Source organism: Nocardia anaemiae NBRC 100462, assembly GCF_001612725.1.
Classification (GTDB): domain Bacteria; phylum Actinomycetota; class Actinomycetes; order Mycobacteriales; family Mycobacteriaceae; genus Nocardia; species Nocardia anaemiae.
In genome coordinates this window covers 17,329-34,343 of sequence record NZ_BDAZ01000047.1, presented here as the reverse complement: position 1 = coordinate 34,343, position 17,015 = coordinate 17,329, and the positions used below count along the sequence as shown (strand labels likewise).

Here is a 17,015-nt window from a genome sequence, read left to right as displayed (position 1 = left end):
GCGCTTGCCGGACCGCTGCCTCAGACAACTTCGTTCAGTCGGATTCGGTGGCGTTGATGCGGACGGCCATATTCCCGCTGGGATGGGCGTTCTCGTGCAGCAGCTGGTGGAAGCGCCCGACATCCTCGATATCGCCGCACGCCGACAGACACGGCTGCAGCAGCCCGGCGTCGATCAACTTGATGACCTCGCGGTACTCGCGAAAGTTCGCGCCATGCGATCCCTGGAGGCGTTTGGACCGCATCCACAGGTGGCGCAGGTCCACGTCTCCGTTGTATCCGGTCGATCCGCCGCAGATCACCACCATGCCGCCGTTGTCGCACACATACATCGAGGTCGGCAGCGTGTCCTGTCCGCTGTGTTCGAGCACGACGCTCGGCAGCTGTTTTGTCCCGAGGATGTCCCAGATCGCCTTGCCGAATTTTCTTGCGCCACGCAGGAAGTGGTCCATCGCGGCGGTATCGGTGGTATCCGGGAGTCGGCCCCAGTGGTCGTATTCCGTCCGGTCGATGACGCCTGCCGCACCGAGCTCGAGGCAGAACTTCGCGCGTTCGTCCGACGATGCGACCGCGATCGGGATGGCGCCGACGATCCGAGACATCTGGATCGCCATCGAGCCGAGTCCGCCCGCGCCACCCCAGATCAAGACGACGTCGCCGGGGCGCACGGCATTGCCCGGCCATCCGAACAGCTGCCGGTAGGCAGTCGGCCCGGTGACCATGAAGCACGCGGCTTCCGCCCAGCTGAGCCGTTTCGGTTTGGGATGACACTGGAAGTCCGAGACCAGGCAGAACTGGGCGAACGACCCGTGGTTCGTCTCATATCCCCACGCGCGCATGCTCTTCGACACCGGATGATCGGTGCCGGTGCGCACGTCCTCGGCGAGTTCGTCCCATTGCCCGCCCGCCAACACGACGTGGTCACCCACCGCGACATTCGTGACGCCGGCGCCGACCGCCCAGACGATGCCCGAGCCCTCGGATCCGCCGACGTGGTAGTCCTCGGTGTGTCCGAGCTTCTGCCGCATCGAGATGACGTCGACCGGATAGCCGAGCGAGGCCCAAACGTTGTTGTAGTTGATGCCCGCGGCCATCACCCAGATCAGCACCTGCCCGGGACCGACAGCGGGTGTCTCGACAACCTCGGTGGCGAAGGCCTGCTCGGGCTCGCCGTACCGTTCCCGCCGAATCACCGACGCGTACATATACTTCGGCACTTGCCCGGCCGGGGGAACCTCACCGATCTCGTACAGATCCTTCACTCACACTCCATTCGGTTGGCGGACAAGGTAATCCACGTCAGGTGCTCGGCTCGGCGATCTGCGCCGCGAGGTGTCCGGCCAGCTCTACCGGCGTCGGGTGCTCCAGGATCATGCGGATCGGCATCTCCAACCCCGTCGCCGCGACGATCCGCTTGCGAATCTGCAGCCCCGAGATCGAGTCCATACCGAGCTCGAGGAACGGTGTCGTCGCCTCGATCTCGTCGACGGATTCGTAGCGCAGCACCGTCGCGATCTCGTTGCGGATCAGCTCGACGAGCAGCCGTTCCTGCTCGTCCCTCGACAGCTCGGACAGTTCCGAGAGCATCGAGCTGTGGTCCGGCACGCTCTGTTCGCGGTGCGAGCGCAAACGGCGGAATTCGGCCAGGTCCGCGAAGATCGCACCGGCCCGGGTACGGGCGAATACGGATTCGGGCTGCTCCCAGTCGATCTCGGCGACCAATGCCTCGGCCGCACCGGATTCCACGGCGTGCCGGATGGCGGTGACCGCGGTGTCGGGATCCATCGGTTTGGTGGCGATCTCGTTGCCGGGCCACGCGTCCCAGCCGATCGCCGTCGCGGCGAGCCCGCGCGACCGACGCCGTTGCGCTACCGCCGCCGCGAACGCGCTGGTGACCGCGGCACCGGCGCCACCCGATTCGCCCCACGCACCCGCGGCGGGCCCGAGCAGTACGAAGGCGTCGAGGTCGCGATCGGTGAGAAGTTCGTCCAGGTCCGCGATCGCGGACGTATCCCCGGGCTCGATATCATCCAGTGGCGCAACCGAATCGGGATGACCGATGTGGACAACGGCGGTGAGCTCGGCACCGAGGTCTTCGATCACCCGGCGCAGGTCGGCTCCGGACGCGGGCACGACACGCTGTGCGCCCGCATCGGTCAGCCAGCGCGCGACGTGGTCGGCGAGTTCGCCGGACGCGCCGGACACCAGTACGGTTCCGGTCGGACGCCAGGGGCGCGGCGGTTCGCCACCGGAGGTCCGGATGCGCTGCACCCGCCGGGCGAACACACCGTCGGACCGCACCGCGACTTGGTCGTCGTCACCGTGACTGATGATGGTGCACAGCGACGCCAGTACCTCGGCATCGAGCAACTCCGGCAGGTCGACCGATCCGCCCCAGCGCTCGGCGAATTCGATCGCCGCGACCCGGCCGATACCCCACAGCCGAGCTTGCCGCGGATCGGTCGCCGCATCGTCCGGGCCGACGGCGACGGCTGCGGTGGTCACACACCAGAGCGGTCGATCGAACCCGACCTCGTCGAGCCCCCGCAGCAGCCGCACCGTCGCGGGTACATCTCCCAGCAGCGACAGCATTCCCGCGGGCCGTTCGGCCGTCAGCGAATCACGCAGGCTCGCGGCGATATCCGTTCCCGATGCGTCGACGGGCAGCTCGATCGGACGGACGTCACCAAGGTGGTCACGCACTGCCGCGACGACAGCGGACACCCGCTCGTTGTCCATGCCAGCTGGCACGGCCACGTACCATGTGCCCCGCTTCGGTACGAGTGGACGCCGGGTGAGTCGCTCGAAGGTGATTCGGTAGCAACACTTTTCGGCTCTCGAGCCGCGATTCGCGCGCTGCCACCAGGATGCCAGTTGCGGCAGCACCGTCGCGAGCGCGTCGGAGTCCGCGCCGCCGAGCAGCGCCGCCAGCTCGTTCGTGTCGCCGCGCTCGACGAGTTTCCAGAACGTGCTCTCGGTCGGCTCGGTGCGCCGCCGCTCGGTACCGAATTCGTCGGGCAACCAATACCGCTGGCGCTGGAAAGGGTAGGTAGGCAGATCGGGGCGGTAGTGCGCGCCACCGGATGCGAACGCGGCGCGCCAGTCGACGGCGACGCCTTCCACATACAGCTCGGCGGCCGAGGTGTAGAACCGTGCCAGGCCGTCCTGTCCGCGCTGCAGCGTTCCGCCGGTCAGCACCTGGACCGACATGTCGCTGGCAACCTGATCGACGGCGGGCAGCAGTACCGGGTGCGGACCCGGTTCGACGAATGTGCGCCACCCGGCCCGGATCGCCGAACGCATCGCCGAATCGAAACGAACGGTGCTGCGCATATTGCGGAACCAGTACTGCGCGTCGAGCGCCGAGGTGTCCAGTTCGTCGCCGACGACCGTCGAATAGAACGGCACTTCGGCCGAGCGCGGGACCATCCCGGCGAACTGCGCGAGCACCTCGTCGCGGAACTTGTCCACAGCGGCGGAATGCCCGGCACCCGTGGCACCACGCACGTAGCGAACCCGGGCCCCGAGTTCGGTGAGTTCCTCGGCAAGTTCGGCCAATGCCGACGGCACCCCCGAAAGCGTCACGGCCTCAGGCGAATTCACGACGGCGACCGCGATGTCGTCGCCGAAGCGGCCGATCCGTTCCTCGAGTTCGGCACCGGTCAGGCCGACAACCGCCATCATCGTGCCGTTGGTCAACGTGGCAAGCAACCTGCTGCGGATCGCCACGATCTTCGCGGCATCCTCGAGCGATAACGCCCCGGCGACATATGCGGCCGCGACTTCGCCCTGTGAATGTCCCACGACCGCCGCGGGCACCACGCCGAACGACTTCCACAGCTCGGTCAGCGATACCATGATCGCGAACAGCGCGGGCTGGACGACATCGACCGTTTCCAGCGCCGGAGCACCCGGCTCCTCGCGCAGTACGGCGCGTACCGACCAGCCCGTCCACGGTTGCAGTGCCGCTTCGCATAAAGCCATCGACCGGGCGAACACCTCAGAGCTCGCCAGCAATTCACGCCCCATGCCGACCCACTGGCCCCCGTGCCCGGGGTAGATGAATACGGCCGGACCTCGATTCCGGGAAACGCCCAGCGCCACCCGCGGATCCGGTGCCCTGGTCCGGATCGCGTCGAGCCCAGCGGACAGATCCTGCGTCGCGCTGCCGATGATTACCGCGCGGTTCTTGAACGATGTCCGCGACGCCAGCGAGTATCCGGTGTCGACCGGGTCGGCCTTCGTCGCCGACAGCCAGTCCTGCAGCCGGACCGCCTGCGTCTCGAGTGCGGTCGCGGTCCTGGCCGACACCACCCACGGGACGACACCGACCGTGCCGCGCGTCGGCTCCGGCATTTCCGCCGGCGGCGGCGAGGAGACGATGACGTGGGCGTTCGTGCCGCTCACACCGAAAGACGACACCGCACCGATGCGCGGCCGATCCTCCTGCCACGCAATAGGTTCGGTCAGCAGCCGCAGCGCGCCCGAGGACCAGTCGATCTGCGACGACGGCTCTTGCGCGTGCAGGGTGGGCGGCAGGACGCCGTGGCGGATCGCCATCACCAGCTTGATCAGCCCCGCGATACCCGCGGCGGGACCGGCGTGGCCGATATTCGACTTGATGGAACCGAGGAACAGTGGCCGGTTCGGTTCGCGGGCCGGACCGTAGGCGGCCAACAGCGCCCCCGCTTCGATCGGATCACCGAGGGCCGTGCCGGTGCCGTGCGCCTCGACGACGTCGACGGCGGCGGGCGACAGCTGTGCGTTGGCCAGCGCGGCACGGATAACCTGTTGTTGGGCAACACCATTGGGTGCTGCCATACCGTTCGATGCGCCATCCTGGTTGATCGCGCTGCCGCGAATCACGGCGGCGATCGGATGGCCGTTGCGCCTGGCATCGGACAAGCGCTCGAGCAGCACGATCCCGATACCCTCACCCCAGCCGGTGCCGTCCGCGGCTTCGGCGAATGCCTTACATCGGCCGTCGGGCGCCGCGGCGAGCCGGGTCATGCCAAGCAGCATCGGCGTGGACATCACCAGGGTCCCGCCCGCGACGGCGAGATTCGATTCCCCGCTCCGAAGCGACTGGCAGGCTTGGTGAATCGCCACCAGTGAGGAGGAGCACGCCGTATCGACGGTGATCGCGGGGCCTTCCATACCGAACGCGTAGGCCAGCCGACCGGATAGCACGCTCGACATGCTGCCGGTCATCATGTGCGTCGCGTCGCTGTCGTCGGGGATGTACCGGATCGCCGCCTGGTCGTCGCCGTGGATGTGGCCGAGATCGTCGGCGGCCTCGTGCTCGTTGTCCGGGCCGGTCAGGATGTCGTTGTCGGTCTGCACGATCGAGGCCAGGTAGTCCAGGCCGGTGGCGCCCATGAAGACACCGGTCCGCGAGCCGCGGATATCGCTCGCGCGGATGCCCGCGCGTTCGAACGCCTCCCAGGTGACCTCGAGCAGCATGCGCTGCTGCGGATCCATCAACAGCGCCTCCCTGGGGGAGATGCCGAAGAAGTTCGAATCGAATCCGGCGATATCGGCGATGAACCCGCCCGACTGCGCGTAACCCTGCTCGAGATCGCTCGACTTGGTCGAGATGACCTCGTGCATCGACTCCCAACCGCGATCGCTCGGGTACGGACCGACCGCGTCGACCCCGGACGAGACCAATTCCCACATGTCATCCGGTGTCTGCACCCCGCCCGGATACCGGCACCCGATGGCGATAACGGCGATCGGCTCATGCGATCGTTCTTCGACTTCGGCGAGACGGCGACGAGACTCCTGCAAGTCCAAAGTGACTTTCCTGAGGTAGTGCCGCAGCCTCTCCTCGCTCGCAGTCATGATTTCCTTTCGCCAGCGGTCGATCGACGGCGAATCATGCAATTCGATTCACCACTTTTGTCATACTGCACGAGCCCGACCTGCGCGTCCAGGCCGAATGCCGCCACTGGTGACGACTACGAAAAGCCGAGCAGCCTTGGTATTCCAGTCGTTTTCAGCCCATGGCGTCGCGCCCTTCGTCGCCGAGTCCGAGGTCGCTATCGATGAATGCGAACAGTTCGTCATCGCTGGACGGAACGGTCGCCGCTCGCGCGCTGTCGAATCGCGCGGTCAACTGTCGTATTCGTCGGATCGCCTCGATATGCTCGCGGCTGTCGCTGTCGAATTCGGTCAGCGCGCTTTCGATTTCGTCGATCCGCGCCGCGAAATCGAACTTCGCGGTTTCCGAAATCGGCAGTGACATTTGGAAATGCCGCGCCACGGAGATCGGTGTCGGGTGGTCGAAGGCGACGGTCGCCGGGAGGGTGATACCGGTTGCCTGGGACAAGCGATTGCGAAGTTCCACCGCGGCAAGGGAATCGAAGCCGAGGTCCTGGAAGCTGAGGTCGGGATCGACCGCATCGGGGCCGGGGTGGCCGAGCACCGCGGCGACGTGGGTGCGCACCAGGTCCGACAGGACCCGCAACCGCTCCTCGTCGGACAGGCCCGCCAACCGCGCCGCCAGCGCGCTTGCCGCTTCGGCTGCCGCCGCGCCGTCCACCGCACCCGATGCGGGTGCGCGCACCAGCGCGCGCAGGATCGGCGGTACGAAACCCATTGCCGCTGCCTGCGCCTGCATGCCCGGCCGGTCCAGGCGAGCCACCGCGACGGCCGCGCGGTCCGCGGCCAGTGCCGCGTCCCATCGGGCGAGTGCCTGCGCCGACGTCATCGCGACGAGCCCACCCCGCCGTAGCCGCGCACGGTCGCTTGTCTCCAGGGCCCCGGCCATCCCACCGGCTAGATCCCAGAGTCCCCACGCCACCGATGTCGCGGGCAGTCCCTGTGCCCGCCGATGGTCGGCGAGCGCGTCCAGGAATACGTTGCCCGCCGCGTAATTCGCCTGTCCCGGCGCGCCGATGAGGCCCGCGACCGACGAGAACACCACGAAACCGGCCAGGGTCATGTCCTGGGTCAGCTCGTGCAGATGCCAGGCGCCTGCCGCCTTGGGTGCCAGCACCGCGTCCAGACGTTCCGGTGTCAGCGAGGTGAGGACGCCGTCGTCGAGCACACCGGCCGCGTGTACGACCGCGGTCAGCGGGTGCTGCGCGGGGACGGCAGCGAGCGCGCTCGCCACCGACGCCCGGTCCGTCACATCGCATGTCACCCACTCCACGCGCGCACCCGCCGCGGTCAATTCGGCGGTCAATTCGGCCGCGCCGTCGACGGCGGAACCACGACGCCCGACCATTACTACGCAACGCATGCCGCGCTCGGCGACCAGGTAGCGCGCCACCGCCGCACCGAGTGCGCCGCCACCGCCGGTGATCAGTACCGAGCCCATGCGATCCCAGGCAGACGCTGTCTCGCTCGGCTCGATGGGAATCAACCGTGGCGCGAGCACTCGTCCGTCCCGGACCGCGAGCTGCGACTCCGCACCTGCGGCCGCGACCGGCCACACTCGCCCGACGTCATCGTTGCCGTCGATGTCCACCAGCACGAACCGGCCCGGAAACTCGAGCTGCGCGCTGCGCACCATGCCCCATACCGGGGCCTCGGCGATACCCGGCACCGTTTCATCGGCACCCGCCGCGATCGCACCCTGGGTCACGACCACCAACGGCACTCTCGGCCCGGCTGACACCCAATCTTGAAGCAGCAGTAGCACTCTCGCCGCCAGCGCACGTGCCCGATCGGGAATCGTTCCCGCATCGGCCGGTCCAGCGCACGACACCACCACCGCCGACGGTGCGCGAGCGCCTTCGGCCAACGCGGTCACCACCGCACGCACATCGTCGAACCACCGCACGCCGACGCCGAGCTCGACCGGACCGCCGATCCCCCAGACCGCCCCGGAAACCCCGACGCCACCGACCACCGGTACCCAGTCGACGCCGTACATCGACTCGCGGCCGCCGATAGTGGCCGCCAACTGCTGCCGGGTCACTCCGACGACTGTGACGGCGTCGATGGTGATGATCGGCCTGCCCGCAGCGTCGGCGACGGCCACCGCCAGCCGATCGTCCACTCGGCGCAGCCGCACCCGCAGCCGGGACGACGTGGCTTCGCCCCACACCGATACGCCTTGGAACGAGAAAGGCAGCCAAACCAGGTCGGCGCCGGACACTTCCGACGACTTCGCCGCTTCCGCTACCGCCCACGCGTGCAGTGCCGCATCGAGCAACGCCGGATGCACGCCGAACCCGGACAGCTCGACACCCGCACCGGGCGGGACCTCGACCTCCGCGTACAGCTCGTCCGCACCGGTGCGCCAAACGCGTTGCACCCCACGGAAAGCCGGACCGTATCCGTAGCCGAGCACGGCCAGCCGCTCGTACCCACCGGCAACATCCGTCGGTTCGGCGCCGACCGGCGGCCACAGGTCCGGCTCCCCCGGCGTCGGAGCGGGTGCCGTCGTCAGCACGCCCGTCGCGTGTCGCACCCATCCCGCGAGCTCGCCATCGTCGGGGCATGAGTACACCGCGACCGACCGCTGCCCCGATTCGGGACCGACAACCACCCGCACCGCTACGGCCTGCTCGACCAGCAATGGCTCTTCGAGCACGATTTCCTGTACCCGTGCGCCGCCCGCCGACCGCGCCGCCGCCGACACCAGCTCGACCAGACCGGCACCGGGCAGCAGTACCGACCCGAATACCGAGTGATCGGTCAGCCACGGTTGCTCGGCTGCGGACAGGCGGCCGGTGAAAACCGTTTCGCCGCTGGGTATCTCGACCGTGGCACGTAGGATCGGATGCGGGATCCGGGCGAGGCCGAAGCTGCGTGCGTCCGCGATCGTAGTGGCGGGTGAGAGCCAATAGCGTTGCCGCTGAAACGGATACGTTGGCAGGTCCACTGCGCGGGCACCGGTTCCGGCGTAGAAGTGTGACCAGTTGACGTCGATACCGGCGCAATGCGCTTCGGCGACCGCACGGACAAGGGTTTCGACCTGGCCACGCCCGCGACGCTGAGTCGCGACCACCGCCTCGGCATCGATAAGCCCCGCCAGCACCGCATCCGGACCGACCTCGAGGAATCGCGACCCACCGGCCGCCCGAGAGGCGGCGATACCGTCGGCGAACCGGACCGGCTCACGCACCTGCCGCACCCAATACCCCGGATCCGCCAACAAGTCCGACTCGAGCTGCCCGGTCACATTCGACGCGATCGGGATCCGCGGCCGCTGGAAGGTCAAAGCCGCAACTATTCGGCGGAATTCGTCGAGCATCGGTTCCATCAACATCGAATGGAATGCGTGACTCACGGTCAGGCGACGGGTGCGCCGATCGGCCCAGCGTTTTTCGAGTTCGGCGATGCTCGCCTCCGGACCTGATACCACCACCGAACCTGGAGCGTTGATCGCCGCGACCGAAACCCCATCCGGCAAGTCGCCGACCTCGCCTGAGTTGCCAACCGCGTCGATTTCGTCGTATTTCTCGACTGCATCGATCTCAACTGCCAGCATCGCCCCACCCGCAGGGAGCCCCACCATCAAACGACCACGAGCACCCACCAAACACACCGCATCATCCAGCGACAACACCCCCGCCACATACGCGGCGGTGATCTCACCGACCGAATGCCCGATCACCAAATCAGGCACCACACCCCACGATTCGAGCAGACGCGTCAGCGCAACCTCGACCGCGAACACACCCAACTGCGTGTTATCCGTGCGATCCAAATCAGTGTCGACCCCGAAAAGCCATGCCGGATCACAGATCTCACGCACCGCCTCCGCGAACACCGGGAACGCGTCGAACAACTCACGCCCCATCCCCGCATACTGCCCACCCTGCCCAGGGAACACAAAAACCGTCTTACCCCCGACCACCCGGCGCGGAGTCACAGCATCCAGTTCGGATCGATCCAACACCGCAGCCCGCCACGGCAAATGCGCCCGCGTCGACGCCAACGAAAACCCCACATCCAACGCCGAGATCTCCCCCAACACCGATAGTCGATCCGCCTGTGCCACAACAGCCTCAGCAGAACGCCCAGAAATCAACCACGGCACCACCGCCGACCCCGCACCAGCCCGCAGCGACGATCCGGTATCCGCTTGTGGCGGCTCCCACGCGGTCCCCACCTTCCGCAACAGCGACTCGGTCCCCGGATTCAGCTGCGGCGACTCGGCCCCTGCCTGCGACGCCCGCCGAATCCCCGCCTGCGACGCCGACCCGACCCCAGCTTCCGACGACGCCCACTCCGCAGGAGCTTCCTCCACGATCATATGCGCATTCGTTCCACTGATCCCGAACGACGACACCGCAGCCCGTCGTGGCCGCCCCACCGACTCCCACGCACGAGCCTCGGTCAGCAATGCCACCCCACCAGAGTCCCAATCCACATGCGGCGACGGCGCATTCACGTGCAGACTGCGCGGCATCACTTCGTGCCGCATCGCTTCCACCATCTTGATCACACCCGCGACCCCCGCTGCCGCCTGCGTATGACCCATATTGGACTTGATCGACCCCAACCACACCGGCTCACTTCGCCCGTGCCCGTACGTGGCCAGCAGCGCCTGTGCCTCGATCGGATCACCCAGTGTCGTACCGGTGCCGTGGCCTTCCACCACGTCCACATCAGCGACCGACAACCGCGCGTTAGCCAACGCCGCCCGAATCACCCGCTCCTGCGACGGACCATTCGGCGCCGTCAGACCATTCGACGCACCATCCTGATTCACCGCACTCCCACGAACCACACCCAAAATACGGCGACCTGCCCGACGAGCGTCCGAAAGACGCTCCAAAACGAGCACCCCCGCACCCTCACCCCACCCGACACCATCAGCCGCCGCAGCGAACGACTTACACCGACCATCCGGCGCCAGACCACGCTGACGCGAAAACTCCACGAACACAGCCGGTGTCGCCAATACGGTCACGCCGCCCGCGAGAGCCATGCCGCAGTCGCGTGCCCGCAACGACTGACACGCCTGATGGATCGCGACCAGCGAGGAGGAGCATGCGGTGTCGACCGAGATCGCCGGGCCGACCAAACCCAGCGAATACGCGACCCGCCCCGAGACGACGCTCGCCATCCCGCCCGAACTCAGGTAACCCTCCAACTCGTCGCGGTGGTCGCTGGTCGCGGCGGCGAACCCGTAGTCGTGGTACATGACGCCCGCGAACACTCCGGTATCGCTGCCCCGCAAGGACATCGGGTCGATTCGCGCGTCCTCGAGCGCCGCCCAGGCCACCTCGAGCAGTACGCGCTGCTGCGGGTCCATCGCCAATGCCTCACGCGGTCCGATACCGAAGAATCCGGCGTCGAAGCTTCCGGGCTCGTCGAGGAATGCGCCGAAGCGGGTGTAGGACCTGCCGCGCGCTTGCGGATCCGGATCGAACAACCGCGCATCCCAGCCGCGATCGATCGGGAACTCGCCGACGACATCGCGGCCTTCGGCCACCAATTCCCACAATGCGTCCCGCGACTCGACGCCACCAGGAAAACGACATCCGACACCGACGATCGCGATCGGTTCGCTCAACTCGGCGGCGAGTTCCCGATTCTCGGCGCGGAGCCGTTCGGCTTCGGTGATCGACTTCCTGAGCGCTTCGACAAGCGGATCCTGTGCGTTCATCACGGTCAGCTTCCGTATCGGGAGGCGAGTTCGATCAACTGAGCGGCGTCCATATCGGCGATCGCGTCGGCTTCGGCCTGCGGCTCGTGGTCGGCGGTCTCGGCGGACGCCGCGGTGTCGGCAGCAAGTTCGGCGATGAGATCAGCGAGCCCGGCCCTGCGGATCCGATCGAGCGGAACCGTCCGCAGCGCCCGCCGGAGCTCGTCATCGCTCACGGTGACATCACCGCTGTTCGGTTCCACGACCAGCTGATCCAGCAGATACGTCGCGATCGCGGCCGGTGTCGGGTAATCGAAGACGACTGTGGCGGACAATGTGATCCCGGTGGCGTGGGCCAGGCTGTTGCGCAGTTCTATACCTGCCAGCGAGTCGAACCCGAGATCCTGGAACGACAATTCCGGATCGACCGCCTCGGGACCGGGATGGCCGAGAGCCGTGGCGGTCCGCGATCGCACCAGGTCGAGGACATACGCGTGCCGCTGCTCGGCGTTGAGCGGCACCAAATCCTTTGTGAGCGAAGACTTTCTCAAAGGATCGTCCGCAGTCGAGGATACGTTGATCAGCCGGTGCAGCATGGAATGCAACCGACCCGCACGCGCGCTCGCGCGCAGTCCGGGGAAATCTAGCTTCACCGGCGCGACCACCGGCTCGCCGGTCGCGATGGCGGCGTCGAACAAAGCCAGCCCCTCGGGAACCGACATGGCGTGCAGTCCCAGCCGATCCCGGATCACCCTGGCGACCCGCGTGAATGTCGCCGCGTCGGCCGCACCGGCCATACCCGCGGTTCGGTCCCACAGCCCCCAAGCGAGCGAAATGCCCGGCAGCCCTTGTGCCCGGCGGCTGCGCGCGAGTTCGTCGAGCACCGCGTTCGCCGCCGCGTAATTACCCTGCCCCGCGCCGCCGAGCAGCGGTGCCGCGGACGAGAACAGAACGAACGCCGACAACGCGCAGTCCCTGGTCGCCTCCTGCAGGTGCAGCGCCGCATCCACTTTGGGCCGCATGACCCGGTCGAGCTGATCGGCGGTGAGCGATTCGATCGTGGCGTCGGCCAGCACACCCGCGGCATGTACGACCGCGGTCAGCCGAGGTATCGATCCGATCAACGCCTGGACGGCCGCTCGGTCGGCAACGTCGGCCGCGACGATATCGACAGTGGCACCGCGGTTTTCGAGTTCGGTCCGCAGGTCGGCCACACCGTCGGCGGCTGGCCCCCGACGCGAAACCAGCACCAAGCTCCGCACGCCGTGCTCGGCGACGAGATGCCGGGCCAGGACCGCACCCAACCCGCCGGTACCGCCGGTGACCAGAACCGCGCCGTCGCCGAACGATATCGGAGCGTCACGCGTCGCGGTCTTGGTCAACCGCTGGGCATAAACCGTCTCGCCGCGCACCGCGAGCCGTGGCTCGACGGTCGCGAGCAGCGCGGGCCACGCGACAGGTTCGGGCCCGGTCAGGTCGACGCTCAGGAACCTGCCCGGATGCTCGGCCTGCGCGCTGCGAAGCAGACCCGACACCGCCGCGCCGACGAGATCGGCCGGTTCCGTATCGTCGACGGCCGCCGCGAAGCGGCTTGTCACGACCAATCGCGAACTCGCCGTGCGGGGTTCGGTCAGCCAGGTCTGTAGAAGTCGCAGCATCGACGCGACGCCCGCGCGCACCGCAGCGGGATCAGTGCCGGTGCCAGCGCGCGGCGCGGAGCAAACCACCACAGGTGGCCATACCGCGCCGCTGTCGACCGCGGCCACGAGCTCGTCGAGATCGGCATACTTGCCCCGCACCTCGACGGTCCCGTCGACAACCGCGTCACCGAGGAGCGCGACCACCGGTGTCGGCCGATCGGTTTCCGCCGGAAGCGATATCGGCTCCCAGGTGGGCGTCAACAGGATGTCGGCGGCACCGGCCGAGCGCAGCGCACCGGCGTCCGCGGGGCGAGAGTCGAGCGCGCCCATCGTCCACACGAGGCGGTTGTGCTCGTCGGTGGCGGTCAGCTCACGCATGCCTTCCGCGCCGACGCGCATGGTCACGCGCGCCGCCGACTGACCGGGGCGGTGCGCTTGGACATTCCGGAATGCGAACGGCAGCAACACCTTTCCCGGCTGAATTCGATCCCCGGCGCTTGCGATCGCGACATGGAAGGCCGCGTCGAACAACGCGGGATGGATGCCGAACCCCGACGCATCGCTCCCTGACGGCAGCGCGACTTCGAGCATGATCTCGTCGTCGCGGTGCCATGCGGCTCGGACGCCCTGGAAGGCGGGACCGTATTCGTATCCGAGGTCGGCCAGCTCGGCGTAGAGATCCGCGATGGGCACCGGTTCCGCATCGGTCGGAGGCCACGGTGCTTCCGGCAGTGGCATTCCCCCGGGATCAGCCGGTGCGATGGAGCCGACGGCGTGCCGGATCCAGGAGGTCGGTTCGCCGTCGATATCGGGCTTCGAATGGACTACGACGGCGCAGTGGCCGCGCTCGTCCGGCGCGGTGATCTCGAGCTGGACGGCTACCGCCACCCCGGTGTCGAAGACCAGCGGCGATTCGAGCACCAACTCCTCGATGCGAGGACAATCCACCAACCGCCCCGCCGCCGACACCAACTCCACCAGACCCGTACCAGGCAGCAGTACCGAACCGAACACGACATGATCAGCCAGCCACGGCTGCGACGTCACCGACAACCGACCGGTCACCACACGTTCGCCGGACCCAGCCAGCGACACCGTTGCCGACAACAGCGGATGATCGACACGTTCCAGCCCGAGCCCCCCGACATTGCCGACGGTAGTCGCCGGTGACAGCCAATAGCGTTGCCGCTGAAAGGCATAGGTCGGCAAGTCGATCTCTCTGGCACCGGTTCCGGCATAGAACTTCGCCCAGTCGACATCGACGCCGTGGCAGTGCGCATCCGCCACAAAGCGCACAAGTGTCGCGACCTGCGCGCGGCCACGCCGCTGGGCGGCCAATCCATCGACAGCGGCTGAGAAAACCGCATCCGGACCTACCTCGAGGAACCGGGTGCCACCGGCCTGCCGGAGCGCGGCGATGCCGTCGGCGAACCGGACCGGTTCGCGGACGTGTCGCACCCAATATCCCGGGTCGGCCATCAGGTCCGACTCGAGCTGGCCGGTCACATTCGACGCGATCGGGATACGGGGCGGCTGCCACCGGAATTCCGCACATACCGCGGCGAACTCGTCGAGCATGGGCTCCATCAATACCGAGTGGAATGCGTGACTCACGGTTAGTCGGCGGGTGCGGCGGTCTGCCCAGCGTGACTCGAGTTCGGCGATGCCCGCCTCCGGGCCTGATACCACCACCGAACCTGGAGCGTTGATCGCCGCCACCGAAACACCATCCGGCAGGTCACCGTCCACGCCGATCTCGCCGACTTCGCTCTCGACCGCATCGATCTCGACTGCCAGCATCGCCCCACCCGCAGGGAGCCCCGCCATCAAACGACCACGAGCAGTCACCAAACGCACCGCATCCTCCAGCGACAACACCCCCGCCACGTGTGCCGCGGTGATCTCACCAATCGAATGCCCGACCACCAAATCAGGTACCACCCCCCACGATTCGAGCAACCTCGTCAACGCAACCTCGATAGCGAAGATGCTCAACTGTGTGTTGTCGGTCCGATCCAGGTCGGTGTCGGATGCGAAAAGCCACCCCGGATCGCAAATCTCACGTACCGCCTCCGCGAACACCGGGAAGGTGTCGAACAACTCGCGCCCCATCCCCGCGTACTGCGCACCCTGCCCTGGGAACACGAACACCGTTTTACCGCCGACTACTCGTCGCGGTGTCACAGCACCCAACTCCGACCGATCCAAGACTGCCGCGCGCCACGGCAAATGTGCCCGCGTCGTCGCCAACGAAAACCCGACATCCAACGCCGAGATCTCGCCCAGCCCCGATAGTCGATTTGCTTGTGCCACAACAGCTTCAGCCGACCGACCAGAAATCAACCACGGCACCACCGCCAATCCGAGCCCAACATTGCGCGACGCCGACTCGGCCCCAGTTTCCGGCGACGGCAATCCGTCTCCAGCTTCCGGCGATGCCGATTCCACCGGAGCTTCCTCCACGATCACATGCGCATTCGTCCCACTGATCCCGAACGACGACACCCCAGCCCGCCGCGGCCGCCCCACCGACTCCCACGCACGAGCCTCGGTCAACAACGCCACACCACCAGAGTCCCAATCCACGTGCGAGCTCGGCGCATCCACGTGCAACGTCGCAGGCATCGTCTCGTGCCGCATGGCCTCGATCATCTTGATCACCCCGGCAACCCCCGCGGCCGCCTGAGTGTGCCCCATATTCGACTTGATCGACCCCAACCACACCGGCTCGCTGCGATCCCGCCCGTACGTGGCCAACAACGCCTGCGCCTCGATCGGATCACCCAACGCGGTACCGGTGCCATGCCCCTCGACGACATCCACATCGCCAGCCGTCAGCCCCGCATTCGCCAGCGCCGACCGAATCACCCGCTCCTGCGACGGACCATTCGGCGCCGTCAAACCATTCGACGCACCATCCTGATTCACCGCACTCCCACGAACCACACCGAGAATCCGATGACCGTTGGCCCGAGCATCGGACAACCGCTCCAGGACCAACATGCCGACGCCTTCACCCCAGGACACGCCATCGGCCGCATCCGCGAACGACTTACATCGACCGTCCGGCGCCAGACCACGCTGACGCGAAAACTCCAGGAACATCGCCGGTGTCGCCAGCACGGTCACGCCACCGGCCAATGCCAGCCCGCATTCCCCCATGCGCAGGGCTGTGCATGCCTGATGCAGGGTCACCAGTGACGACGAACATGCCGTGTCCACCGAGATCGCCGGTCCGACCAAGCCGAGGGAATAGGCGATACGCCCGGACACCACGCTGCCACCGCCACCCGCGCTCAGGTAACCCTCCAGCTCAGCGCTGCGGTCGCTGGTAGCGGCGGCGAATACGTAGTCGTGGTACATGACCCCGGCGAACACCCCGGTATCGCTGCCCCGCAACGAGATCGGATCGATGCGGGCGTCCTCGAGCGCCTCCCAGGCGACCTCCAGCAGCAACCGTTGTTGCGGATCCATCGCCAGCGCCTCACGCGGCCCGATCCCGAAGAACCCGGCATCGAAATCACCGGCGTCGTAGAGGAATCCACCGGCGCGGGTGTAGGACTTGCCGCGCACCTCGGGATCCGGGTCGAACAGTCCGTCGACATCCCAGCCTCGATCGCGCGGGAATTCGCCGATGACGTCGCGACCTTCGGCCACCAGCTCCCACAACGCTGCGCGCGACTCGACGCCGCCGGGAAAGCGGCAGCCCACACCGACGATCGCCACCGGCTCGCGGCCCTGCTCCTCGACCTCTTGGAGTCGACGCCGCAGATTGCGCAACTCCAGCCCGGAGCGCCTCAGGTAGTCGAGGTACTTGTCGTTGTC

2 protein-coding genes and 2 pseudogenes are annotated in these 17,015 nt (G+C 67.3%); all 4 read right to left on the bottom strand.

Translation table 11 applies throughout. The features are described from left to right. Nucleotides 1–34: 34 nt before the first annotated feature. Nucleotides 35–1,261 (bottom strand): crotonyl-CoA carboxylase/reductase, encoded by a 1,227-nt coding sequence (ccrA, locus tag NA5_RS25890; RefSeq protein WP_062990519.1) that lies wholly within the window; start codon nt 1,259–1,261, stop codon nt 35–37. Nucleotides 1,262–1,340: 79 nt separating this feature from the next. After that, a pseudogene (locus tag NA5_RS25885) lies at nt 1,341–5,843 on the bottom strand (type I polyketide synthase); the annotation flags it as partial. Between the two features lie 154 nt (nt 5,844–5,997). Beyond that, nucleotides 5,998–11,571: a type I polyketide synthase gene (locus tag NA5_RS25880; protein ID WP_063813581.1), complete on the bottom strand. Its 5,574-nt coding sequence runs from the start codon at nt 11,569–11,571 to the stop codon at nt 5,998–6,000. A gap of 5 nt (nt 11,572–11,576) precedes the next feature. Further along, a pseudogene (locus NA5_RS25875) lies at nt 11,577–17,009 on the bottom strand (type I polyketide synthase); the annotation flags it as partial. Nucleotides 17,010–17,015 lie beyond the last annotated feature (6 nt).